Source organism: Nocardia sp. JW2, assembly GCF_051843015.1.
Classification (GTDB): Bacteria; Actinomycetota; Actinomycetes; order Mycobacteriales; family Mycobacteriaceae; genus Nocardia; species Nocardia coubleae.
Genome location: NZ_JBPXLK010000001.1, coordinates 599,487 through 624,424 on the forward strand (window position 1 = coordinate 599,487; position 24,938 = coordinate 624,424).

Sequence of the window (24,938 nt, forward strand, 5' to 3'; positions counted from 1 at the left end):
GACCGGCGCGGTCTTGTCTGTCAGTGCAGGGCGGCGAAGAACGTCCGGATGTCGGCGACATGCGCCGCCGGTTCCTCCATCGCCACGAAGTGGTTGCCGGGGTTGCCCGACGGCCAGTGGGTGATCTTGTTGTCACGTTCGGCGAGCTTGCGCATGAGCGGTGAGCCGCCACCGTAGACGCCCGTCGGCACCAGGTTCTGGCCGGTCGGCCAGCCGAAACCGCCGTCACGCAACCCGTTGTACATGGGCCACGAGGACGTGCCGGTGGTCTGGGTGAACCAGTACAGCGACACCGTGGTGAGCAGATGGTCGCGGTCTATCACGTCCTCGGCGAGGTCGGCCATCGGCGTGAACTCCTGGAACTTCTGCGTCATCCACGCCAGCAGCGCGACGGGTGAATCGTTCCAGCCCAGCGCGAAGGTCTGCGGTGCGGCGCGCAGCAGGGTGTGGTGGTCGACGCCGCCGGTCATCCACAGCTGCATCTGATCCCACTCGGCGCGGTCCTCGTCCGACATCGCGGGGACGTCGGCTTCGGTCGGCATGCCGATTCCACCGTCGAGATGGACCCCGATCACGTGCTCGGGGGCCGCGAGCGCCATCTCCGGTGCGATGTAGGCGCCCAGGTCACCGCCCTGCGTGCCGTAGCGCTGGTAGCCGAGCCGGTCCATGAGCTGCGTCCACATCCTCGCCACTCGTGCGGTGGTCATCCCGGCCTCGCGGGGAGCCTGGGAGAAGGCGAAGCCGGGGACCGACGGGACGACGACGTCGAAGGCCAGGGCGGGATCGAGACCATGGGCGCGGGGATCGGTCAGCGGGCCGATGACCCGGGTGAATTCGGCGAAGGTGTTCGGCCACCCGTGGGTGAGCAGCAGTGGCACCGCATCGGGCTCGGGGGAGCGGACGTGGACGAAGTGCACGTCGAGGTCGTCGATGGCCGTCTGGAACTGAGGGAAGGCGTTGAGTGCGGTTTCCTGTGCCCGCCAATCGAATTCGTCGGCCCAGTAGGTGGCGAGCTCGCGCAGGTACGCGGCAGGCACGCCACGTTCCCAGCCGTCGCCCGGCAGTTCGGGGGTCCATCGGGCTCGGGCCAGCCGGTCGCGCAGGTCGTCGAGATCGGCCTGCGGGATGTCGATGTGGAAGGGGCGGACAGTCATTCGGAACTCCTCGTGATCGGTGTGAACCCGACGCTACGAGGCATCTAGGACAGGTTCGGTCCTAGATATGCGCGAGAATCGACAGCATGACCGACACCGCCGCCCGACTGCTCCGATTGCTCTCGCTGCTGCAGATGCCACGCGAATGGCCGGGCAGCGAACTCGCCGACCGCCTCGGCGTCACCGACCGGACCGTGCGCCGCGATATCGACCGGTTGCGAGAGCTCGGCTACCCGGTGCTCGCCGCGCTGGGTGCGAGCGGTGGCTACCGCCTCACCGCCGGGTCGGCGCTGCCGCCGCTGGTGCTCGACGAGGACGAAGCGGTCGCGGTCGCCGTCGGGCTGCGAGTCGCCACCGGGCAGGCGGTCGGTGGGATCGAGGAGGCGTCGGTGCGGGCGTTGACGAAACTCGAGCAGGTCCTGCCCGCGAAGCTCCGCCGCCGGGTGCGGGTGGTCGGTACAGCGGTCGCGGTCCGGGTAGGTGAGGGGCCCGCCGTGGAGCCGGAGGTCCTCACCACCCTCGCCGCGGCCGTCACCAACCGGGAACGACTGCGTTTCGGCTATTTCGACGCCGACGGCGCCGAGTCACGCCGCCATGCTGAACCGGTCGGCGTCGTCGCGTCCGGTCGGCGCTGGTACCTGGTCGCCTACGACCTCGACCGAGACGCCTGGCGCACCTACCGCGCCGACCGGATCGCCCACCCGCACCCGACCGGTGCCCGGATCACCGCGCGCGAGCTACCCGCGGCCGACGCCGCCGACTATGTGGCAGGCCGCCGAACCGATTGGGCCACCGCCCCGTACCGGGCCGACGTCACCATCGACGCCCCGCTCGCCCGGGTCACCGGCCGACTCGGCGAGGACCCCGCCACACTGCACTCCACCGGTGCCACCACCTGCCGCCTCACCGGTGTCCGCGATGACGACCCCGATTGGCTTGCCCGGCAGTTGGTTTCGCTCGGGGTCGCGTTCCGGGTACGCGACTCGCCCGAACTGTCCGCGCGACTGCGGGCGATGACGGAGCGCATCGGGCACGCGCTGGGTTGAGGACCGTGTCAGGGCCGGGCCGCGACCGCTTCCACCTCGAACAGCACATCGGGGGTGGCCAGCGCCGCGACACCGAGGAGTGTCTGGGTGGGTGGGGTGGTGCCCCAGTGCTCGGCGACGGCTCCGGCGATCGGACCGAGTTTCGTGACATCGTGGTTCACCACGTAGGTGCGCAGCGCGACGACGTGGCTGAGATCCAGGTCGTGGGCCGCCAGAGCGGTGGCGATATTGTCGAAGGTCCGCTTCACCTGGTCGGCGAAGTCGCCGGAGACGACCGCGCCGTCGGCGTCGGAACCGTACTGGCCGGAGACGAAGACCAGCCCGGAACCCGCCGGGACGGCGGCGGTGTGGCTGTAGCCGAACGGAACCGGGTTGTGCAGGCCGTCGGGGTTGACGATGGTGTGCGCCATGCGAGGCACCTCTCGTGTGATGGGTCGTTGTGACGCAGATGAGCCTGTCAGCAATACACGACATCCTCTGTCGTGTATTCCGGGTAATCTTTCGCGAGTGCGCGCCGACCGGCTTGTCTCCCTCGTGCTGCTGCTGCGCAGACACGGCAGGCTGACCGCGGACGTGCTGGCCCGCGAGCTGGAGGTCTCCACTCGCACCGTGCTGCGCGATATCGAGGCGCTCTCCTCGGCAGGTGTGCCGGTGTACGCCGAACGCGGCAGGCACGGCGGTTTCGCTCTGCTTCCCGGTTTCCAGACCGAGCTCACCGGGTTGAATCACGACGAGGCGCTGGCGCTACTGGTCGCCGGATCACGGCGTGGGGCACAAGCTTTCGGCCTCGGTGGCGCGCTGGCGTCGGCCATGCGCAAGGTCGTCGACGCACTGCCCGAGAGCTATCGCGACACCGCGACCGGCGCCGCCCGTCGACTGCTCGTCGACCCCGAGACCGACCTCCTGTCGCGTCGCGTCGTGCCCGAGGACCTGCCCGACGCCGTAGTGGCCGAGGTCCGCCGCGCGGTGCTGACCGGTCACCGGTTGCGCATCAACTACGCCGCCGTCGACCAGTCCGCGCAGTGGCGAACCGTGGACCCGATCGGCCTGGTCACCGTCGCCGACCAGAGCTATCTGCTTGCCACCAGGTCGGGGGAGGACCGCACCTACCGCCTGTCGCGCATTCTCGACGCGGAGGAACTGCCCGAACCCGCGCAGCGGCCGGAGCACATCGACCTGGATCAGGCTTGGAAGGAACGCAGCACCCGGTTCCGTGCCGGGAGTGACCAGATCGCGGTCGAGGTCAGGGTGAACGGTACTCGGCGGGCGGAACTGGTCGACACTGCGGTGACCGTCCGCTCCGAATCGGTCGATCCCGACGGATGGCTGCACCTAGAGCTCACCTTCCAGGATCCCCGGCACGCCGAATGGGCGCTCTGGCAACTCGGCACCCACGCCGAAATCCTCACGCCCCCATGGCTGCGCACCACACTGCACGACCGTGCCGCGGCCCTCGCCACCCACCACGCCGCGCCATGACGCAGGAGGCCGCCACCGGGTGGGTGGCGGCCTCGGATGCGTGCACGAGGAAAGCGTCGCGACTAAGAGGGAAGGTTGGGAAGGAAGCCACGACATAGCCTCGAGCACAATATACACAGCGCGTCAGGCGGGAATCAGATCCTTCACACCCGCCAGATCTTCGATACTCAACCGCACTGTCACACCCTCGGGGACGGTCGCCCCTCGCCCGATGATCGACACCTGGTCGGGCGCCATCCAACGCACCAGGTCCCGCACCGTCACCCAGTCGCGCCCGAGGATCCCTTCGACCATCTGCATCGTCGAAACCTGGTTGCTCTCCACCCGGTTGAACGACGGCCACCCACGGAGGAACAGGTGCAGCCAGTGCACCGACCAGCCGGTGTCGCCACGCACGAACACCAGCGGCAGTGCTACCCGGTTCGGGCCACGGAGGTCGGACTTCATCCGCACCGTCCGAGGTTCGAACGGGCTACCGTCCTGGTCGCGGTCACGCAGCATATACCCGAAGAACGATTCCTCGACGTCATCGAACCCTTCCCCGGAGTAGATGTTGACCTGCGGGACGATGTATCGCGCCCGCACCTTCGACAAGTCGAGGTCGATGAATTCCGACGCGCCGTCCGGTGCCGAGGTGATGTCACCGGAATGCACCCCACCCACGGCCCGCAACGACGTGTACGACAACCAGTCCACCTGGCTGGCGTCGTCGATCATCAGCGCGGACAAGTCGTAGTCGGTTCGCCGCTCGGCTTGCTTCCAGTACGTGAAAAACCGCAGCGAGGTTCCCTCCACCGGGGTCGACGAACCACGGGGCAACAGCCCGAAACCCGGCGGCATCATCTTGTCGGAGAGCGGCAGAGCAACATCGAGCAGGTCCGCGTCGACGGCGAGGTGTTCGATGTGGGGCAGCCGACGCGAGATCTCCGCGTCGAGTACCGCGAGCACCTCATCGACCGATCTCGCGTCGAGCGGTACGCGGTCGTCCGCAGTGACCCACGCACGTCCCTTTCGGTTGGTGAAGGTGCGCGGCCCGGTGGCCGTACGCCGACGATTCCGCAGGTGCTCCCGTGTCGACAGGATCACTCGCCCGGAGACGTCGTCGACGGTGGCGGACACGGTATCGACGATCGCGTCGGTTTCCGCACGAGACGTCGCCAGCCGCAGCAGGCGATCCAAGGAGCGGAACAACAGGCCGGGTGTGTTCGCCAGGATCGACGTCGCGAGAACCACGTTCCCCGCCTCGATTGCGGCGTCGACCCGCCCGGCGATCGACGGTGCGTGCCGGTCGCCGCGCGCTATCGCGAAAACCGTGGCTGCTGAGGACCATTCGGGGTGTTCGTTCGGGTGGAGCCGCTCGGCGAGACGTTTCCACGCTTCCCGACGCGGTCGGATGTTGCCCAGTGCGGCCGGGTCGGCGTCGATCACCCGGTCGAGTGCGGCGAGCAGTGCACGCCGGTACCGGCGAGGGAGCGACTGGAACCGGGTCGGTTCCTGCAACGTGACGTCGCCACCGGACAGGGCGCACGCCAGACGCAGCACGTCCGTCGGGGTGTCCACGAGGATGTCGCGGCCGACCTTCAGCAGTGCCTCGTTGACGAGCGCCCGGTTCTCCCTGATCGGGATCGGACTCGGCGGATCGGTGTCGTCGGCGCACCTTTCGGCGAGCAACCGCAAGGCGTCGCGATCGTCCTCGCCGAGGGGGATGGCCGACTCGGCGAGCCGCCGATACAGTGCCCGGATTTCGTCGTCGAGCGGATCGCCGGCGTGCAGCACGGTCATGCGGTCGGTGGCGCGCTCGACGAATCTTCTGTGCGCTGCCCGCATATCGGCGTAGTCGTGCTGGTAGCTCCCGTACGCGGGGAGGCTCGGGAGGTTCAGGGTGTTGAAAAACAGCCCGTCTAGCACCTCGCCTGCCGCATCGGGATCAGCGAGCGCTTCCGCGAGGCATTCGGCCCAGAACTCCGTCGTGTCCGGCACGTTGTTCGGGAAGTCCCGGAAGTACACGTTGTGCTCGACGTGGTCACCGACGAGGTGCCTGACGGCGCCGAGGACCATCACCGCGGTGTCGATGACAGCGCCTGCTCGGTGGCCGCACAGGCGGTCGAACAGTTCCGGCGACAGTGTGAAACCCACCGACATCAGGGCCGCGTCGAACTGACGTGTCGCGGGTGCACCGTCTCCTCGGCTGTTTTCCAGGGCGGGGACTCGAAGTGTGCGCCGTACGATGAGCTCATCCAGCGTGGTCGTTGTGGCGGTCATGCGTTCGAATCTCCTCACGAATCAGCCAATCGTAATCAGCCGGATCGCGATTGCGCACGCGCCCGTTGCGCTCGGTTCCCGCCGGACGGGCACGACGCCGCCCAGTCAGCTCAGGTGTTCAGCTGCCTTCCGATGTGCCCTCAGCCGACCGACGCCGGTTCTCCTGGCATCCCTTCCAACGTGAGGCCGCCTTCGATGGTGTTGGGGAGGCGGCGGCGGTTGGGGGAGCCGAGGGCGGTGGTGAGGTCGCCGCCGTCGTGTTCGGCGAGGAGTTCGCCGCTGTCCCACACCAGCAGGGTTGCGCTCACGGTGTTCTCGGCCGTGGAGTGGGCCAGGTCGTAGTGGGCGCAGCCGGGGACGTGTGGGTAGGTGATCCACAGGTCGTAGCCGGTCATGAACAGGTCGAGGTCGAATTGCACGCTGAGGCCGAGCAATTCGCTGCGGCCGTTGTCGTCGACGCCGGCGAAGGCTTCGTCCAGCGCCAGCAGGCGTGGTGCCTGTGGGTCGGCGGAATCGAGCATCACGTGGGCGGCGGCGAACAACGGCAGGTGCAGCGACACCGACTGCTCACCACCGGAGAGCGCGCTGTGGCGGGCGACGGTGAGCTTGTCCTCGGACCCGTCGCCGGATATCAGCGTGAACGAGAACACCCGCCAGGACCGGTAATCGAGGGTGGCGGCGAGGATTTCGGGGTAGGAGCGTTCCGGGTGGGCGGCGCGGGCGGCCCGGATCTCGGCGGCGAAATGCGCGCGCACCGCACCCAGATCGTCGGGGCTCAGCGCCGAGGTGTCGCGGTCGAGCAGCTTGCACATGGCGCGCGCGGCCTCCGACAGGCCGTCGGCCAGCACCCAGTGCACGCCGATGGTGTTGCCCGACGACATCCGCCGCTGCTTCATCTCCGCGCCCATCCGGGAGATCAGTTCGCGTGCGTCCGTTGTCCGTTCGTGGATCTGCTGGGCCAAGCCGGTGAGTAGCGCGTCCTCGAGGATGCGGCGTTCGGCGTCGGTGAGCAACAGTTCCTGGTCGCGGCGTGCGGCGTCGATGCGCGCCGCGAAATCGGCGAGCGCGGTCTGGCCGTTCTCGTCGTGCACGGCCACCACGGTGAGCCCGTCGGCGGCATCCCAGTGCAGACGATAGTCGCGGCCGGAGGCGGTGAGCGCGGCGTCGAACTCCTGTAGTGCGCTGGTCACCGCTGATCGGGTGGACTTGCGCCCGGCCTCGGTGGCGCGAACCTGTGCGGTGGCGGCATCCAGGTCGGCGAACAGGGCCGCGACCTCGTCCGGCAAGACCACCGGATCGGTTTCCGGGCCCGCGGCGACGATGCGGTACTGCAGCTGCTCGGGTGTCGACCAGGCGGCCTCACTGCCCGGCCACCGGTGTTCGACCGACGCGCCGAGCAGGCTCAGCAGGTCGGGCCGCGCGTACGGAGCCAGCGACCGCACTTCGGCGAGCACCTCGGTGAGCGCCGTGGCGAGTGCCTCGTGCGCCGTGCGATATGCCGCTTCCGCATCACCCACCGCCTCGATCGCCGCATTGGCCGCCTTGCGCGCGGCCCGCTGCTCGGCTTTCGCGGCTTCGATGGCCGCGCGCGCCGCATCCAGCTCACGGTCGATGTCGGCAGCACTGGCGCCCAACGCTTCTCGCAGCGTTTCGAGCTTGCGCTGCTGCTCGGTATATCCGGCGCGGGCCGCCTCGGCCTCCTCGGCGAACGCCTCGGCAAGGGCACGGGCCTCGTCGTGCCGATCGGCGCCCTCCCGTTCGCGCTCCCGTTCCCGCTCGTGCTCGGCACGTAACCGCAACAGCCCGGTGCCGGTGTTCTCGAAATGCCGGATCGCGGCGGCCAGTGCGTCGAGTTCCCGTGCCTCACGCGGCGTGCGATGCGCCTGCGCCGCCGCCCGCACCTTCTTGTCCTGGGCGGCCACCTCGGCCACCGCCTGATCGAGCTCCCGCTCGGCCTGCGCCGCCGCCTCCACCCGTGACCGCATCAGTCCGGCGGTCTCCGCGACCGCCCGAAGTGCGGCGGTCACCGCCGAAGGTCGTGGCAACGACTTCGCCGCAGCGGTGAGCTCAGCCAATTGCGCTGCCGCCGAAGACTCTTCGGCCCGAGCCGCCTCGTATTCCGCGCCGGCCGCCTCGATCGCCGCCTCGATCTCGGCGAGCCGCAACGCTCGCCTGCGCGCCCGCGCGGTCGCACCGATGAACTCGGCCTCGGTCTTGTGATGCCTGCCGACCAGGACACCCAGCCGAAAGTGGCCCGCTGTTCCGATCACCACGGGGCCAGCCTCGGCGGTCAGCGCACTCAGCGTGGCGCCTGGGATGGTCCGTCCCATGCCTTCGCCGTCCGCAACACCGGCGCGATCCGCACCCGTCGCCGCGACTGTCGTCGATATCGCTCCGCCTCCCGCGCCTGGTGCGGAGTCTGCTCGGGCCGACGTGGTCGGCGCCGGGTGCGTCTCGGCGGCTTCGTACCCTGAGTGGTCGTCGGCTGCCGTAGGGGCGGAGCTGTCCGAGCCAGGGCGGAGTTCGTCGAGGGCGATGGAGGCGAGCACGGCAGCGACCGTGTCCCTCGGAACCTCGACCTCCGCCGTATTCTCCTCCACCACAAGAACATCGGCGAGGGTGCGACCGGTCGGGCGCTGGTCGACGGGCAGTGGGAGCAGGAAGTGGTCCGACTCGACCTCGGCGGGCAGGGTCGGCCCACAGATCCAGCTGTCGAGCAGACCTCCGGCCTGAAGCGCGGCCTCGATCCCCGCCGCCTCCTGCGCGGACACCCCATCCCCGAACCGCACCAGCTTCCACAGCGGAGCGCCCGGAAGTCCCTCGCGCATACCGGTTCTGGCCGACGACGACGGAGGGGCGTCATCGTGTTCGGCAGCGATCTGCTTGCGTTCGGCCGTCAGTGCGTCGCGGCGCGCGGCCGCAGCATCAGCCCGCGCCCGCGACTCCTGCCGACGGGTGCGGATCCGCTCGCGTAGCGGCTCGATCCGCTCCGCCAAAACCTCTGCGGCAGAGGGGATGTCCTCCACTCCGGCACCAGCGAAGGCGGTCTCCAGCGCCTCGAACAGTCCACCGTCATCAGCCCCCGTCCGATCGGATCGCGCCCCGATGACGCCGTGGGCAGGGTCGCCCCCGTCGATGACTGCTTCGGCGGCTTGGGCGTTCACCGAGGATTCCGCGATGCCCGCAAGGAGGGCTGAGTTGGTCTTCCACCAGGCGCGCAGGTTCGCCGCAGAATCTTTGCGCGCCAACGCAACCGCGGCTTCTGCATGCGCGACTTCGGCGGCTGCCGCGTCGCGCAGTTCTGTCGCGCGTTCGGTGAGGCGTTCGGCGCGGGTTCGGTCGGCGGCGGCGGATTCCCACTTGCTCACCGCCTTGCGGACCGCGCGCACGTCGGCGTCGCGTTCCTCGGCGTGGCCGCGGACGGCGGCGGTGAACTGGTCGCCCCGGCCGTCGGTGCCGGGCGTGGTCCACTCGATGCCCGCTTCCTCGGCGGCCGAGCGGAGGGCCTCTTCGCCGCGCACCAGCGCGGCGGCGGCCGTGCGTACCGCTTCGGCCGCCTTCTCGGCTTCCTCGGCGCGCCGCTGCAACGTCTGCGCTGCTTCGGCGGCCTTGTCGCGGTGGGCGGCAGCGGAGGTTTCGAGTCGGCGTACGGCGTCGGCGAGGTCGTCGAGTTGCTGTTTGCCCTCGTAGGCGCTGGAGCGCTGCAGGTTCTCGCGGTCGGCGATGGCCTGTTCGTAGGCGCGGTCGGCCTCCTCGGCACGGGCCTCGGCGGCGGCACGGTCGGCGTCGCGGCGGGTGCGTAAGGCGGTCGCGGCGAACAGGGCGGTCGAGGCATTGGTGACGGCGTCGAGCCGGGTGCGCACCTGATCGACGTCCGACTTCGCTTGCACCGCAAGGTATTTGCGATACACATCGACGAACCGTCGGGTGGCGGTGTCGGCCTGGACGAGCCCGTCGAGAGTGCGGCCCACTTCCTCCATGTCGCTGAACGAACGCGCCGCGTCGAGGATGAGCTGTTCGTCGAGGGGACGCAGACCGTCGGTGAGGGCCTGGGACAACCCCCGCGGGTCGAGGTTCTTGGCGAGCTGCGGGCGACGCAGCGTGAGGATCAGGTTGATGAGCTGGTCGTAGCGCTGCATACCGAGCCCGAACATGCGGGCATCGATCGCGGCCCGGTATTCGACCGGCCGGTCGACGATGGCGTCGCTGCCGATCTGTTCGGCGAGCTGTTTGCGGGTGAGCGGGCGGTCGTCGGGACCGATGAGCGAGAAATCGACACCCACGCGGCCGTCGGCGACGAAATACCAGCGCGTCACCTTGTCCGAGGACCGGGTGGCGCGCATCCCGATACCGACCGTGACGACCTCGGGATCCTCCCAGCTGCCGCGCGCGAATTCCATCCACACATACGAGTACGCCGATTCCTGCTTGCGGTAGAGCAGGTTCGACTTCATGGTCCGTTCCTCACCGGCGAACGGATTGAGCCTGCGCGGCTCGATCCGCCCGTCGAGCACGAACGGGAACAGCACCTCGAGAGCCTTGGTCTTGCCGGAACCGTTGGGTCCGCGCAGTACGAGGCGTCCGTCGGCGAAACAGAATTCCTGGTCGCGGTAGTCCCACAGGTTGACGATGCCCGCGCGGGTCGGGACGAATCGCACTCCGCCGTGAATGAGCGTCATCTGCTCAGCTCCCTCCCACTCCGGTGCCGACATCAGCGGCGGTGACGAACAATTCCTCGGTCTTGCGCACCCGTACCGTGACGACCGCACCCCGGTATCTGGCCAGCGCGGGCAGCACGAGCAGACCGTCTTCGACGGGCCGGATCAGCCGCAACCTGGTGAGCAAGGCAAGTACCTCGGCGGTGAGGCCGGCGGCGTCGGCCTGCCATTGCGCGGCGAAGGTGGCACCGTAGCGATCGGTGAGCGCGGTGACGGTGGTGCGCACCCACGCATCGTCGAGGAACGGATAGGTGTCGGGTTCCTCGGCGACCTCGTCGTCGGAATCTGTTGCCGGGTCGGGTGTTTCGTCGGCCAGCGGGACGAACACCCCCGCCTCGGGGATCGCGGTGTCGAGCTGGGCGAGGAGTTCCTCGGCCGGATCGAGGTCGGGCAGTGGCCGGTGCGGCAGCGGGTTGTCCAGATCCAGCACCGCGTCGGCGATCTCACCGATCATCAGCAGCCCCACCTGCGCGAGCGTGCCGGTACCCGGGAACCGCGTGTCCGACAGGCGACCCGACGTGTCGATGAGCGCTACACCCTCGGCCCGCCGTTCGGCCCGCAGCCCGGTGCAGTACTCCACCTCACCGATCAGGCGCTGCTGACCGAGCAGTGCCCGTTCGGCGGGCGTCAGATCCGCGAGGTACACGACCGGTCGCTCCACCAGCGCGCGCCGCACCCGGCGAGCGATGTCGGCCGCCACCTCGGTGTCCTCGGCCAGCAGACCGCGCACGCTGTGCAGGTGCTGCAATGCCCGCGGTGGCCGGAACAGCGCGAAAACCACCGGGCGGTCGATGTCGTAGAGCGCTTCACCCGCGTCGGGGTCGCTGGCCCACCCGCTCGCGTCACCGTCGGCCAGGGTCAACGCGCCGCGCGCACCGAGCCAGCCGACGGCGTCGACGAAGGCGTCACGATCGGCCGCCCGCTCGGTGGACAATTCGAGCCCATCGATGCGGCTCGCGTAATCGGCGACATGCTCTGCCAGTTCCGACAGGGTGATCTGATCCCCGGCCCGCCCCAGCGCGGCGAGTGCCAGCGACAGATAGGCGTAGCGCCGCCGGTCGAACACCCGATCGTTCACACTGCGCGCGGGCCGGGCATCCTCGAGCCGATCGTGCACCGGATACAGCCGCGCCGTCGTCTCGGTGATCTCCACCCGATACCCGAACAACTCGGCCATGTCCTCGCGCAGCTCGGTCGCCCACCGCCGGATCAGCGGCAACGCGATCCGGTCCGGATACACCCGCGTGACAAGGTGATTCGCCAGCATCACCCGGACCGCCCGCTGGTAGCTGTCGAGCGCGAGCGCATCGATCCGCTGCCGCTTCACGCAGCCACCCCCTGCCGCACCGCACCACAGCACGAGCCGTCGATCTCCGGATGCGCGATCGAGTATCGGCCTAGGCTCAGCACACCGATGTGCGCCGTCGTCATGCCGCCGTCGCTCAGCGCGGTGTGCCGCGACACCGGAACAACGCCGCAGCACGGCGCCGGTAGCCGCCGAGGCTTCCAGGGCATCCCGCGGTCCGCCCCACCGGGTGAACCAGGCCGGGCGCCGATGCTCGCGGTCATCGCTTCCCACCCCGCCGTGTCGAACCCTGTACTTCGAGGCGGCGGTTGTTCAAGTGGAGCAATCCCGCCGCCGTGCGGATCACCGTCGACCCGTCGCACGGGCGAACCGTCAGGGTGACGCCGTTGTCGGAACCCGTTGTGCCCTCGACCCGTCCACTCACCGGCACCCAGGCTGTGGAGGCCGCGTCGAGCAGGCGCAGCAGCACCTCGGTCTCGCGCTGGTCGAGTACTCGTTCGTGCACGTTGCCGGTGGCCAGGGAGGCGGCGGCCGCCGCTCGTTCGCGTTGGGCGGCCAGTTGTGCCTCACGCAGGCGGCGTACCCCGGCGTCGTTGCGTGAGATCCGGGCGGGCGCGCCGGCGGCGGGGGCTCGGCCGGTTTCGGCGAGGGTGCGGGAGATCTCCAAAGGTGGTGCGTCCCACCAGGATCGGTCGGCCGGCACCAGGTCGGCGTCGGGGTGTTCCAGCGACAGGTGCCGTGGTTTGCCGAGGCCGAACACCGCGTCGTACAGGGCGTGCGCACTGTCCGAGGTGGGGGTGGCGACGAACCACGCCGCCAGGTGGCGCAGCGCCGATTCCCGGCTGATCCCGCCCCGGCGGGTCTCGGTGACCCGGCGCAACAGCGACAGCACGGCCGCGATGGCGCTCATCGTCGCCTCTCGCAGCCGGTCGGCCTCACACGATTCACCCGGCTCGGTGCCCGCGACGAACCAGGTGCGCAACCCGTCCCAGCGGGCCCGCCAATCCGCCTCCCGCTCGACCGAACTCAGCAGCACCCGCTCGTCACACCCGGCCGCCCGACCGATCAACGCCTCGACGCCGGTGTCCTCCACCTCGCCGATCGCGGCGGCCAGGCGCGGCGCGAACCGAGCCAGATCCATGCTGAACTCCCGCATGTGCGCGAGCAGCGCGTCCTTGTGCGCCAGAAACGACTCGGGGGTGATCTCGGTGGTCCGCACCAGGTCGCCCAGCGACAGATAGAAGTGCGCGGCGCGCGCCGCCATGTCGGTGAGTGCGGCGTCCAGCCTGCGCAGGGTGGTGTAGACCCGCTCGGCGTCGCCCTCGCGATTGGCGGTCGCCAGAGTGCGCAGGTCCGCGAGGAGCTCGGGAAGCACCAACCGCGACAGCGACGCGTCCTCCATCCGCGCGGACAGCACCCCGGCCACCGCCTGATACGCCTGGAAACCGGCCTGTGCGAACTGGTACACGTAGTGCCGGTTGCGGTACTCGGCCAAGGTGGCCGCCCGGGTGCCGTCGTAGCTGCGCTCGAGCACACCCCAGCGGTGCAGCTGCTCGAGCAGCGGACCGATCTCGGCCGCCGACAGCGGCACCCCCGCCGGAGCGGGCCCCTGCGTGCCCGCCTCGGCCTTGGCGATCCACTCGGCGACATCGTCGGCGTGCAGCAACACCACGTACGCCGCGCGCGCACTGTCGAAGGCGCGCAGAACCCGCAGGTAGTCGGCGCGTTTCTCGGCGGTGGCGAACGAGAACAACCGCAGCCGCTCGTCCCACAGGGCAGGGACGGCGCTGGGCAGGCCGTCGGCGCGGTGGTCGGTCACCGTAGACAGATTAGTGGTGACCGAGCACTGCTCCGACCGACCCGCCCCGGATCGGCGTGGCATCGCCGCCGCGCTCACCCGACGTTGAGCGAGCGCAACTGCTCGAGGAACGACTGGGTACGCGGATCACCGGGGAAGCGTTCGATGATCTCGCGCGCCGCCTCGCCCGCGATCCAGGCCAGTGACGGCAGCGACTTGCGGCCCGCCGTGAACGCCGCGACACCTTCCTCCACCGCGCGCTCCAGATCGCGGTCGCGCACCGCGACCACCGCGAGCGTGAGCCGGGCTTCGGACACGCGCATCGGATTGCGCACACTGCCGTCGGGCCGCGTCGAATCCTTGATCACCTGCTGGGCATAACGTTCGGCCAGCCGGTCCTGCCCGGCCACCCGGCAGCAGTCCATGGCGTAGAAGTCGAATTTCGTTGCGTCGACGACGAAGTGGTTGTCCAGATCGGCCGGATGACCCATCCGCGCCAGAATCGCCCGGCCCTCGTCGAGCGCGGTCTGCACCGCCCGGCGATCGCCCAGGCGCGCCCAGCCCTTGGCGCGTTGCGCGGCCAGCTGCACCCCGACACCCATCGACGTGGTCCCCGCCATCGCCTTCTCGGAGACGTCGATGGCGCCACGAAAGTTGCCCTGGGTCAACGCGAACCACGCCGACATCTCCGCCGCCCAGCCGACGATCTCGGGGTTGCCCGCCTCGCGGCCGAGCGAATCCGCCGCCCGCCGAGTGGCTTCCGCGCCCGCCCGGTGGCCGAGGTCGTAGTCGACGCAACCCACCAGCAACGCCACCCAGCCGGCCAGTACGAGGATTTCCCGATGCTGGCTCAGGGTGAGTCGGCCGTCGAGCAGCGAGGTGATCCGGCGCAACCACGCGGTTCCCTCGGCGTGCAGCTCGTGCGGGTCGGCATAGGCGTACTCGCAGCACAACCGTTCGGCGGTGATCCGCACCGCGTCGAGGGTGGCGCTGTTGACATCGGACATGCGTAGCCTGCCGATGAATTCGAGTGTGTCCATACCGGTTGCGGATAACAGCTCGTCATCGCGGTTCGGACGGGCTTTGGGGAAGAACGCGGCGGGGACGGTGTCGAACGCGGCCGCGATGATCGGCGCGTAGAACTCGTCGGGTCGTGATTCACCGGACTCCCAGCGGCGCCAATTGCGCAGCAGAGTACTGTCCGTCGGCAGGTTGTGTGAGGACTTGGCACGCATCGCGCGGACGGCGTCGGCTTGCGACCATCCCCTCGCGTCACGTTCCGAGCGCATCCGGACAGCCCAGACGGGTCGATCATCAGTTGCGGTCACGGCCGTAGTATTCCACCAGTTAACGTTCGGCGTCCCGGATAGGGCACGTAGATGTCATCGGTTTGACATCTGCTACAACGGAGCACGAATGCGCATGCTGTAAGTAGGTGCTCGGCCGGACCGATCACCCGCCCCGCAGGAGAGCTTGCGAGGCAACGCAGTACCCCCGCGCGGCGGCTGGCGCCGCGCGGGGGGATCCGACAACAGAACAGCGATCCCAATCCAACGGAGGTTCGGGTGGAAGCGTTGATCTATGGATACTTGCGTGACGATCTGGCCGAGGGCCAGGGCGATCAATTGGAGGATGCGCTACGCAGCCTCGCGGCTACGGCGGGGATGTGTTTCGCCGCGACGTTCCATGAATCGACCGCGGGTGACGGTGCGGCCTTCGCCGAGCTCACCCAGGAATTGAAGCGGGCCGACGCGCACCACGTGGTGGTCCCGTCGCTCGATCATCTTGCCGGGCAGACGATTCCGCGCGACATGCTGATCGCCAAACTGGCGCACGAAGCCGCCGCCCAAGTCCTCACCCTGGAGCGCTGAGATGACGGCCTCCGACACCGAACCACCATCCTGACGGCGGCGGCCCGAGCGGGCCGGTGCATCGGGTCTACAGCCCGAAGCTTCCCGGCCCGCGCCTGCGCAGGTACTTCTCGAACTCCGCGGCGATCGCGTCACCATCGATCTTCGACATCGTCTCGTTGAGATCGAGTGCCGCATCGCCCCGTTCCTCGAGCGAGCGCACGTATTCGCTGATCTCCTCGTCGCCGACGGTCATCTCGTTCACCGCGGCCTCCCACTCCTCGGCTTGAGCAGGCAGCTCGCCGAGCGGCACCTCGATGTCGAGGACCTCCTCCACCCGGTGCAGCAGCGCGATCGTCGCCTTCGGATTCGGCGGTTGCGACACGTAGTGCGGCACGGCGGCCCAGAACGACACGGCGGGCACGCCCGCCTTCACACACTGGTCCTGCAGCACACCGGTGATTCCGGTCGGACCCTCGTAGCGCGTCTGTTCCAGATTGAATCGCTCGGCGGCCTCCGGGCTGTAGGCCGAACCGGTGACCGGCACCGGCCGGGTGTGCGGCGTGTCGGCCAGCAACGCGCCGAGGATCACCACCGTCTCCACACCCAGCTGTTCGATGAACTCGAGCAGGTCGTTGCAGAAGCTGCGCCAGCGCATATTGGGTTCGATCCCGCGCAGCAGCACCACGTCGCGATCGCTGCCGGGCGGCGAGCACACCGACAGCATGGTCGAGGGCCACTGGATCTCCCTGGTCACCCCGTCGACCTGACGCACGGTCGGCCGGTTCACCTGGTAGTCGTAATAGTCCTCGGAGTCGAGTTCGGCCAGCGGCTCGGAGTCCCAGAGCAACTCCAGATGTTCGACCGCGCCACTGGCGGCATCTCCGGCGTCGTTCCAGCCCTCGAAGGCCGCGACCAGCACGGGATTGCGCAACGTCGGCAGTTCCGTCTCGGGGGTCTCACTGGCATCCACCAGGTCAGCCTAGTGTCTTGTGCCAATTGTTTTGTGGCGACCGGCAGGGTTGCGTGTTGTGTGGTCCGGGCCACTGGATCACCGACAGTGGTCTCGTGTGTCGGAGGCGCCCACTAGTCTTGAACCATGCCTGCGTCCTTGCCCACCACTTTCGATACCACGCTCCTCGACACGCTGCGACGCCGTGTCGTCATCGGCGACGGTGCGATGGGCACGATGTTGCAGGCCGCGGACCTCACACTCGACGACTTCCGCGGCCTCGAGGGATGCAACGAGATCCTCAACGACACCCGCCCGGATGTCCTCGCCGACATCCACCGCGCGTACTTCGCGGCGGGCGCGGACGCGGTGGAGACCAACACCTTCGGGTGCAACCTGCCCAACCTCGCCGACTACGACATCGCCGACCGGATCCGCGACCTGTCCGAGCGCGGCACCCGTATCGCCCGCGAGGTCGCCGACGAGATGGGCCCCTCGGCCGACGGCACCCCGCGCTACGTCCTCGGGTCGATGGGCCCGGGTACCAAGCTGCCGACGCTGGGCCACGCCCCGTTCGCCGCGCTGCGCGACGCCTACACCGAGGCCGCGCTCGGCATGCTCGACGGCGGCGCCGACGCCATCCTCATCGAAACCTGCCAGGACCTGCTGCAGGTCAAGGCCGCGATCACCGGCAGCCGCCGGGCGATGCTCGCCGCCGGTCGCCGGATCCCGATCATCACCCACGTCACCGTGGAGACCACCGGCACCATGCTCGTCGGCAGCGAGATCGGTGCGGCGCTCACCGCGCTGGAACCGCTCGGTATCGACATGATCGGCCTGAACTGCGCCACCGGGCCCGACGAGATGAGCGAGCACCTGCGGCACCTGTCGCGCCACGCCACCATTCCGGTGTCGGTGATGCCGAACGCGGGTCTGCCGGTGCTCGGTGCCAAGGGCGCGGAGTACCCGCTCACCGCCGAGGAGCTGGCCGTCGCGATGAGCGGTTTCGTCTCCGAGTTCGGGCTGTCGATGGTTGGCGGTTGCTGTGGCACCACGCCCGAGCACATCCGTCAGGTCGCCGAGGCGGTGCGCGAGGTCGAAAAGACGCTGCCGCCGATCGACGATCGCCGTCACCCCGAGCACGAGCCCGCCGTGTCGAGCATGTACACCGCCGTGCCGTTCGAGCAGGACGCCTCGATCCTGATGATCGGTGAGCGTACGAATGCCAACGGCTCCAAGGCTTTCCGCGACGCGATGCTGGCCGCCGACTGGCAGCGCTGCCTCGAGATCGCCAAGGACCAGACCCGCGACGGCGCCCACATGCTCGACCTGTGCGTCGACTACGTGGGCCGCGACGGCGCCGCCGACATGAACGAGCTGGCTTCGCGCCTGGCCACCTCGTCCACCCTGCCGATCATGCTCGACTCCACCGAGGTCGCGGTCCTGCAGGCCGGGCTCGAGCACCTGGGCGGCCGGTGCGCGGTGAACTCGGTGAACTACGAGGACGGTGCCGGTCCCGAGTCGCGGTTCCAGCAGATCATGGCGCTGGTCGCCGAGCACGGTGCCGCCGTGGTCGCGCTGACCATCGACGAGGAGGGCCAGGCCCGCACCGCCGAGCACAAGGTCGCCATCGCCGAGCGGCTGATCGAGGACATCACCGGCAACTGGGGGCTGGCCGAGTCCGACATCATCATCGACACGCTGACCTTCACCCTCGGCACCGGTCAGGAGGAATCGCGCAAGGACGGTCTCGAGACCATCAACGCGATCCGCGAACTCAAGCGCCGCCACCCACAGGTGCAGACCACCCTCGGTCTGTCCAACATCTCCTTCGGCCTGAACCCGGCCGCCCGGCAGGTGCTGAACTCGGTGTTCATGCACGAGTGCGTGGAGGCGGGGCTCGACTCGGCCATCGTGCACGCCTCGAAGATCCTGCCGATGAGCCGGATCCCCGACGAGCAGCGCGAGACCGCCCTCGACCTGATCTACGACCGCCGCGGCGAGGACTACGACCCGCTGCAGAAGCTCATGGCCATGTTCGAAGGCGTCTCGACCGCGTCCTCGAAGGCCTCGCGCGCCGAGGAGCTGGCCGCGCTGCCGCTGTTCGAGCGCCTGGAACGCCGCATCGTCGACGGTGAACGCAACGGTCTCGGCGAGGATCTGGACGAGGCGATGAAGTCGGTGCCGCCGTTGCAGATCATCAACGAGACGCTGCTGTCGGGCATGAAGACCGTCGGTGAGCTGTTCGGTTCGGGTCAGATGCAGCTGCCCTTCGTGCTGCAGTCGGCCGAGGTGATGAAAACCGCGGTGGCGCACCTGGAACCGCACATGGAGGCCACCGACGACTCGGGCAAGGGCCGCATCGTGCTGGCCACGGTGAAGGGCGATGTGCACGACATCGGCAAGAACCTGGTCGACATCATCCTGTCCAACAACGGCTACGAGGTGGTGAACCTGGGCATCAAGCAGCCCATCGCCACCATTCTCGACGCCGCCCAGGACAAGAAGGCCGATGTGATCGGCATGTCCGGCCTGCTGGTGAAGTCCACCGTGGTGATGAAGGAGAACCTGGCCGAGCTCAACGCCAAGGGCGTGGCCGAGCAGTTCCCGGTACTCCTCGGTGGTGCCGCGCTCACCCGCTCCTACGTCGAGAACGACCTCACCGAGGTCTACGACGGTGAGGTGCACTACGCGCGTGACGCTTTCGAAGGTCTGCGGTTGATGGACGAGATCATGACCGTCAAGCGCGGCGGTGGACTCGACCCCGACAGCCCGGAGGCGATCGAGGCGAAGAAGAAGGCCGCCGAGCGCAAGGCCCGCCACGAGCGGTCCAAGCGGATCGCCGCCGAGCGCAAGGCCGCCGAGGCGCCCATCGTGGTGCCCGAGCGTTCCGACGTGGCCGCCGATCAGCCGGTGCCGACCCCGCCGTTCTGGGGCACGCGTGTGGTGAAAGGCCTTCCGCTGGCGGAGTATTCGGGTCTGCTCGACGAGCGGGCGCTGTTCCTCGGGCAGTGGGGTCTGCGCGGGCAGCGTGCTGGTGACGGGCCGAGCTACGAGGAACTGGTCGAGACCGAGGGCCGTCCCCGGCTGCGGTACTGGCTCGACCGGCTGGCCACCGAGGGCGTGTTGCAGCACGCCGCCCTGGTGTACGGGTACTTCCCGGCGGTGTCGGAGGGCGACGAGGTCATCGTGCTGACCGAGCCGGAACCCGATGCGCCCGAACGGTATCGGTTCACCTTCCCGCGTCAGCAGCGCGACCGGTTCCTGTGCATCGCCGACTTCATCCGCTCGCGGGACAAGGCTCGCGAGGCCGGTCAGGTCGACGTGCTGCCCTTCCAGCTGGTCACCATGGGTCAGCCCATCGCCGACTTCGCCAACGCCCTGTTCGCGGGCGACAGCTACCGCGACTACCTCGAGGTGCACGGCATCGGCGTGCAGCTCACCGAGGCGCTGGCCGAGTACTGGCACCGCCGGGTGCGCGAGGAACTGAGCATCGACGGGCAGTCGGTCGCCGACAGCGACCCGGCCGATGTGCAGGACTACTTCAAGCTCGGCTACCGGGGCGCGCGGTACTCCTTCGGCTACGGCGCCTGCCCGGACCTCGAGGACCGCGCCAAGCTCGTCGACCTGCTCGACGCGGGCCGGGTCGGGGTGACGCTGTCGGAAGAACTGCAGCTGCATCCCGAGCAGTCCACCGACGCCTTCGTCCTGCTGCATCCCGAGGCGAAGTACTTCAACGCCTGACATCGGTGTTCGGTGATCGGGCCGGTCCACCTCGGACCGGCCCGATTCGTACTGTGCCCGTTGTGAATCTGATCACGAACCCGGCGGGTCGACCATGGTGGTCGATGGTCGGCAACGGAATCGAAGCACTGAGGCACGTAGGATTTTCGGAAGTTTCATCCCGCTGTGGCGCGGAGGGCTGGACGACTCGGCGGTAAGCAGGAGGGGCACACGTTATGACATCGGATCGGTTGATCGCGGGACGCTATCGACTCACCGACCCGATCGGCACGGGTGCGATGGGTGTGGTGTGGCGCGCCACCGACGTCCGGTTGCGGCGCACCGTCGCGGTCAAGCAGGTGCTGCTCGCGCCGGGCCTCACCGGAACCCAAGCGCTGGAAGCGAAATTGCGGGCCATGCGTGAGGGTCGCATCGCCGCCCGCCTGCACCACCCCAACGCCATCACCGTCTTCGATGTCGCCGAAGAGGACGGCCAGCCCTGGCTGGTCATGGAATACATGAACGCGCCGAGCCTCGCGGTGAAGATCTCCGGCGGGGCGACGCTGTCGCCGATCGAGGTGGCCGGGATCGGTGCGCAGGCCGCGGCGGCGTTGTCCGCCGCGCACGACGCCGGGATCATGCACCGCGATGTGAAACCGGCCAACCTGCTCGTCGGTGACGACGGCACCGTCAAGCTCACCGACTTCGGCATCTCGCACGCCACCGGCGATGTCACCGTCACCGCGACGGGCTTCCTCGCGGGCACCCCCGCCTATCTCGCGCCCGAGATCGCCCGTGGCGACAACCCGAAACCGGCCGCCGACGTGTTCGCCCTCGGGTCCACGCTCTACGCCGCCGTCGAGGGCGCGCCGCCGTTCGGCGAGGGCGACAATCCCCTCGCTGTCCTGCACGCCGTCGCGCGCGGGGTGGTGCCCGAGCCGAAGAAGGCGGGCCCACTCGGACCGGTGCTGATGTGGTTGCTCACCGCCGACGACGCCGAACGCCCGACCATGGCACAGGCCAGGCGTGCGCTGGAAGACGTTGCGGCAGGCCGTGTTCCGGCCCTGCCCGCGACCGCGACCAAGGTGCTCGCGCTCGGTGAGACGCCTACCGTATCGCCCGCACCCGAGAACGGGGGAGTGAAGGCCGCCGGATTGCTCGGCAGCGGTTTGGCTCTCGCGAAGGCGGCCCGCTCCGCGATCACCGGCGGCTCGTCGGGCCCCGCCGCGGGCGTGGTCGGACCACCGCCCCCGGCCGAACCGCGGGTCCAGGACGCCGCGGCCTCGGCGAACGACATCGACTCCGCCGCCGCGACCGAATTCATCGGTGGTGTCGGTGATACCGGCGGGCATTCGTCGGGCAGGCCACCCGCCTTTCCCGCCGCGCCGCCGCGGACCGATTCGTCGAACAACCGCGCCGTGCTGTTGCTCGCCGCCGCCGTCGCCGCATTCACGGTGATGCTGGTCGTCCTTGTCGTCACCCGTGACCGTGGCGGAGACGCCGGGCAGCAGGCGCAGGACCCGCCCTCGCCCGTCACGGTGACCACCATGGTCGACGGCAAGGTGAGCACCGTGGTGATCGTGCCCGAGCAGGAGACGATCACCGTCTCGGCGCCGCCGCCGTCCGGGGCCACCACCGCACCCACCTCAAGCCCGGCCACGAGCAGCGCGACCTCCACCCCGCGCCCCACCACGACCACCATCACCACGACACCGTTCGGCCCACCGACGCCCGAACGCGTCAACCAGTTCATCGCGAGCTACTACGGGATGCTGCCCGGCAACACCAGCGGTGCCTGGTCGCGCCTTGCCCCCGGCTACCAGGCCCAGACCGGCGGCTTCGGCCAGTACTCGTCGTTCTGGTCGACGGTGCGCTCGGTGACTGTCGGATCGATCACCCCCAGCGGCCCCGATCGTGCGGTCGTCTCGCTCACCTATCACCTCACCAACGGGTCGGTGAGCTCGGAGAACCGCTGGATCCAGGTCACCGGCGACGCGGGCAACCTCCAGATCGCCGGATCAGGGGTATGAACCGAACCCGTTAGGCTTGACCGGGCCCCGCGAGCGCTGGTGCCGGCGAGACGACGAGAACGAGGCGAGTGAACACGTGAGCGCGCGACCGGCCGCGGTGCTGTGGGACATGGATGGCACGCTGCTCGATTCGGAGAAGCTGTGGGACATCGCGGTGCGCGAGCTGGCCCGCGAACACGGCCACGAGATGAGCGACGAGTTGCGTCACTCCCTCATCGGCGCCTCCGGACCCAATGCGCTGCGCATGCTCTTCGACGGCATCGGCGTCACGGCGACCCCGCGGGTGATCGCGGCGGCGGGGGAGTTCCTCGAACAGCGCGTCACCGAACTGATGCTCGGCCCCATCCCGTGGCGCCCCGGCGCGCTCGACGCGCTGAACATGGTGCGCGCCGCGGGTCTGCGCTGCGCGCTGGTGACCAACACCAAACGCTCGCTCACCGAGTACGGTCTCGACACCCTCGGCAGGCACTTCTTCGACCTGTCGGTCTGCGGTGACGAGGTGGCCCACGGCAAGCCCGCGCCCGACGTCTACCTGCGCGCCGCCGAACTGCTCGGTGTCGATCCGGCCGACTGTGTGGCGCTGGAGGACTCGCCGACCGGTGCGCTGGCCGCGCAGGGGGCCGGCTGCGCGGTGATCGTGATTCCCTGCGAAATCGAGGTTCCCGAGGTCGCCGGGCGGGTATTCAGGGAATCACTGAACGGATTGTCGGTGGCAGACCTGCGTGCCGCCTTCGCCGCACGGGACGAACGGGCCACTGCCACCGCGTGATAGGGCGTAATAGCCTACCGTGATAATTCCGTCATCGGGATGGAATTTGCGAAAACTGTTGTGGCACAGATGAATTCACCTCCCTGTGATCTGTTCGGGATTGGCCGATTCGACCGAATCCCGGGCGTGTCACAGAATTTTCGCGCAAACTGTTTCCATGACAGGCACGCGGGGGCTTGACGAAATCGTCGACATCGCACGGTATCCACTCACCGATCCGGGTGATCCGGGTAGACAGGCCGCGATCGACGCGGCCCGTGCCGAACTCGCCGAGGACGGCTGTACCGTGCTGCGGGAATTCATCCGCCCGCAGCTGCTCGACACCCTGCGCGCCGAGGGCGAGGCCATCGCCCCGCACGCCCACTACAAGGTGGAGCGGGTCAACGCCTACAACATCCCGCTCGACGCCGACCTGCCCGCCGATCACCCGGCGCGCATCGTGCTCGACCGGGGCAACGCCTTCGTCGCCCGCGACCACATCCCCACCGACGCGCTGATCCAGCGCCTCTACACCGACCCGGTGTTCCAGCGCTTCGTCGCCGACTGCTTCGAACTCGACGAGCTGCACGAATTCGCCGACCCGCTGGCCGGCCTGTGCCTGAACGTGGTCGAGCCGGGCATGTCACACCCCTGGCATTTCGACACCAACGAATTCACCGTCAGCATGCTCACCCGCCGCCCCGACTCCGGCGGTGTCTTCGAGTACTGCCCCAACATCCGCGACCCGCACGCCGAGAATCTCGACGACGTGCGGGCCGTGCTCACCGGCGAGGGCAGGCGCTTCATCCGGGCGCTCGAACTGCGCCCGGGCGACCTGCAACTGTTCAAGGGCCGCTTCTCCCTGCACCGCGTCACCGAGGTGACCGGTGCCGGACAACGACATTCGGCGATCTTCGCCTACACGGACCGGCCAGGGGTGATCGGCACTGTCGAACGCACCAGGCAGCTGTTCGGCCGTGTGCTACCCGATCACGTGGCCGCCGCGGCCGCCGCCGTCCGAGGTGACCGACTGCTCGACTGAGAGGAACCCATGTCCGTTCCGTTGCACACCACCGGTAAAGCATCCTTCGACGACATCTACGAGAGTCCGGACCCGCGTGCGTATTTCGCGCGCATGAACGAGCTGGACTACCGGATCCCGGAACTGGCGAAGCCGCATTTCGCCGAGCAGTTGCGCCAGCTGCGCGCCGCGCGTCCGGACCGCATCCCGACGGTGCTCGACCTGGGCTGCTCCTACGGAGTGAACGCGGCGCTGCTGCGGACCGACACCACCGTCGACGAGCTGGCCACGCACTACCGCGACCACGCCGACACCGACCGCGTCGGCCTCATCGCCGCGGACCGGGAGCGGTTACGCACCGACCTGATGCCCGACGTACGCTTCATCGGGATGGACGCCGCACGCCCGGCGCTGACCTACGCCCACGCCGCCGGACTCCTGCACGACTACGTGCACGCCGACCTCGAGGCCACCGAGCCCACCGAGGCACAGCGACGTGTGCTCGCCTCCGCCGATCTGGTGATCTCCACCGGATGCGTCGGCTACATCACCGAGAAAACCCTGTCCAGGGTCGCGCAAGCCGATCCACACAAGCGACCGTGGATGGCGCACTTCGTGTTGCGGATGTTCGACTTCGATCCCATCGCCGCCGAACTCGCCGCGCTCGGCTATCGCAGTGAGCAGCGGCCCGGTATGTTCCAGCAGCGTCGCTTCGCCTCGGCGCAGGAACGTCAGCAGGTACTCGATGCGTTGGCGGCCAAGGGAATCGACACCACCGATCACGAAGCCGAAGGCTGGCTCTACGCCAACCTGTTCCTGTCCCGCCCGCATCCCATCGAGACCTGAGGATC

At 68.9% G+C, this 24,938-nt stretch carries 16 protein-coding genes; 8 read left to right on the plus strand and 8 right to left on the minus strand.

Annotated elements, in window-relative coordinates; all coding sequences use genetic code 11:
* Nucleotides 1–20: 20 nt before the first annotated feature.
* On the minus strand, nt 21–1,154 hold the full coding sequence (locus tag ACSVDM_RS02775; protein WP_439262486.1) for an epoxide hydrolase family protein: 1,134 nt from the start codon (nt 1,152–1,154) through the stop codon (nt 21–23).
* Between the two features lie 86 nt (nt 1,155–1,240).
* On the opposite strand from ACSVDM_RS02775, the gene ACSVDM_RS02780 reads away from it, so the two are divergent.
* Nucleotides 1,241–2,200, plus strand: coding sequence for a helix-turn-helix transcriptional regulator (locus ACSVDM_RS02780; RefSeq protein ID WP_439262488.1), 960 nt, complete (start codon nt 1,241–1,243; stop codon nt 2,198–2,200).
* 8 nt (nt 2,201–2,208) lie between these two features.
* Here ACSVDM_RS02780 and ACSVDM_RS02785 read toward each other — a convergent pair whose 3' ends face one another.
* A complete protein-coding gene (locus tag ACSVDM_RS02785) occupies nt 2,209–2,610 on the minus strand; it encodes a RidA family protein (protein WP_439262490.1) in 402 nt (133 codons plus the stop codon).
* 97 nt (nt 2,611–2,707) lie between these two features.
* On the opposite strand from ACSVDM_RS02785, the gene ACSVDM_RS02790 reads away from it, so the two are divergent.
* Nucleotides 2,708–3,679 carry a helix-turn-helix transcriptional regulator gene (locus ACSVDM_RS02790; RefSeq protein WP_439262492.1) on the plus strand — a complete coding sequence of 324 codons (972 nt, stop codon included), beginning with the start codon at nt 2,708–2,710 and terminating at the stop codon, nt 3,677–3,679.
* Between the two features lie 123 nt (nt 3,680–3,802).
* On the opposite strand, the gene ACSVDM_RS02795 is transcribed toward ACSVDM_RS02790, so the two are convergent.
* The 5 genes from ACSVDM_RS02795 to ACSVDM_RS02815 all read right to left on the minus strand — a co-directional run bounded on the left by ACSVDM_RS02795 (nt 3,803) and on the right by ACSVDM_RS02815 (nt 15,091).
* On the minus strand, nt 3,803–5,941 hold the full coding sequence (locus ACSVDM_RS02795; RefSeq protein WP_439262494.1) for a TerD family protein: 2,139 nt from the start codon (nt 5,939–5,941) through the stop codon (nt 3,803–3,805).
* Nucleotides 5,942–6,081: 140 nt separating this feature from the next.
* Entirely contained in the window at nt 6,082–10,620 is a 4,539-nt protein-coding gene (locus ACSVDM_RS02800; RefSeq protein ID WP_439262496.1) for an SbcC/MukB-like Walker B domain-containing protein, read from the minus strand.
* A 4-nt stretch (nt 10,621–10,624) separates the two neighbouring features.
* Nucleotides 10,625–11,986, minus strand: a complete 1,362-nt coding sequence (locus ACSVDM_RS02805) for a DUF2398 family protein (RefSeq protein ID WP_439262498.1) — start codon at nt 11,984–11,986, stop codon at nt 10,625–10,627.
* A gap of 238 nt (nt 11,987–12,224) precedes the next feature.
* The gene (locus ACSVDM_RS02810; RefSeq protein WP_439262684.1) at nt 12,225–13,724 is read right to left on the minus strand and encodes a TIGR02677 family protein; all 1,500 of its coding nucleotides are present in this window, start codon (nt 13,722–13,724) and stop codon (nt 12,225–12,227) included.
* A 134-nt stretch (nt 13,725–13,858) separates the two neighbouring features.
* Nucleotides 13,859–15,091, minus strand: coding sequence for an XRE family transcriptional regulator (locus tag ACSVDM_RS02815; RefSeq protein WP_243749666.1), 1,233 nt, complete (start codon nt 15,089–15,091; stop codon nt 13,859–13,861).
* Nucleotides 15,092–15,328: 237 nt separating this feature from the next.
* On the opposite strand from ACSVDM_RS02815, the gene ACSVDM_RS02820 reads away from it, so the two are divergent.
* Entirely contained in the window at nt 15,329–15,634 is a 306-nt protein-coding gene (locus tag ACSVDM_RS02820; RefSeq protein ID WP_067492061.1) for a hypothetical protein, read from the plus strand.
* A gap of 67 nt (nt 15,635–15,701) precedes the next feature.
* On the opposite strand, the gene ACSVDM_RS02825 is transcribed toward ACSVDM_RS02820, so the two are convergent.
* Complete coding sequence (locus ACSVDM_RS02825) at nt 15,702–16,586, minus strand: PAC2 family protein (RefSeq protein WP_067492062.1); 885 nt, start codon at nt 16,584–16,586, stop codon at nt 15,702–15,704.
* Between the two features lie 126 nt (nt 16,587–16,712).
* On the opposite strand from ACSVDM_RS02825, the gene metH reads away from it, so the two are divergent.
* The 5 genes from metH (at nt 16,713) to ACSVDM_RS02850 (ending at nt 24,933) form a co-directional block, all read left to right on the plus strand.
* Nucleotides 16,713–20,309 carry a methionine synthase gene (gene metH / locus ACSVDM_RS02830; RefSeq protein WP_439262501.1) on the plus strand — a complete coding sequence of 1,199 codons (3,597 nt, stop codon included), beginning with the start codon at nt 16,713–16,715 and terminating at the stop codon, nt 20,307–20,309.
* Between the two features lie 215 nt (nt 20,310–20,524).
* Nucleotides 20,525–22,318: a serine/threonine-protein kinase gene (locus tag ACSVDM_RS02835; RefSeq protein ID WP_439262503.1), complete on the plus strand. Its 1,794-nt coding sequence runs from the start codon at nt 20,525–20,527 to the stop codon at nt 22,316–22,318.
* A gap of 76 nt (nt 22,319–22,394) precedes the next feature.
* Complete coding sequence (locus ACSVDM_RS02840) at nt 22,395–23,087, plus strand: HAD family hydrolase (RefSeq protein ID WP_439262505.1); 693 nt, start codon at nt 22,395–22,397, stop codon at nt 23,085–23,087.
* Nucleotides 23,088–23,244: 157 nt separating this feature from the next.
* A complete protein-coding gene (locus ACSVDM_RS02845; protein WP_439262507.1) occupies nt 23,245–24,108 on the plus strand; it encodes a HalD/BesD family halogenase in 864 nt (287 codons plus the stop codon).
* A gap of 9 nt (nt 24,109–24,117) precedes the next feature.
* Entirely contained in the window at nt 24,118–24,933 is an 816-nt protein-coding gene (locus tag ACSVDM_RS02850; RefSeq protein WP_357146472.1) for a class I SAM-dependent methyltransferase, read from the plus strand.
* The last annotated feature ends 5 nt before the right edge of the window (nt 24,934–24,938 follow it).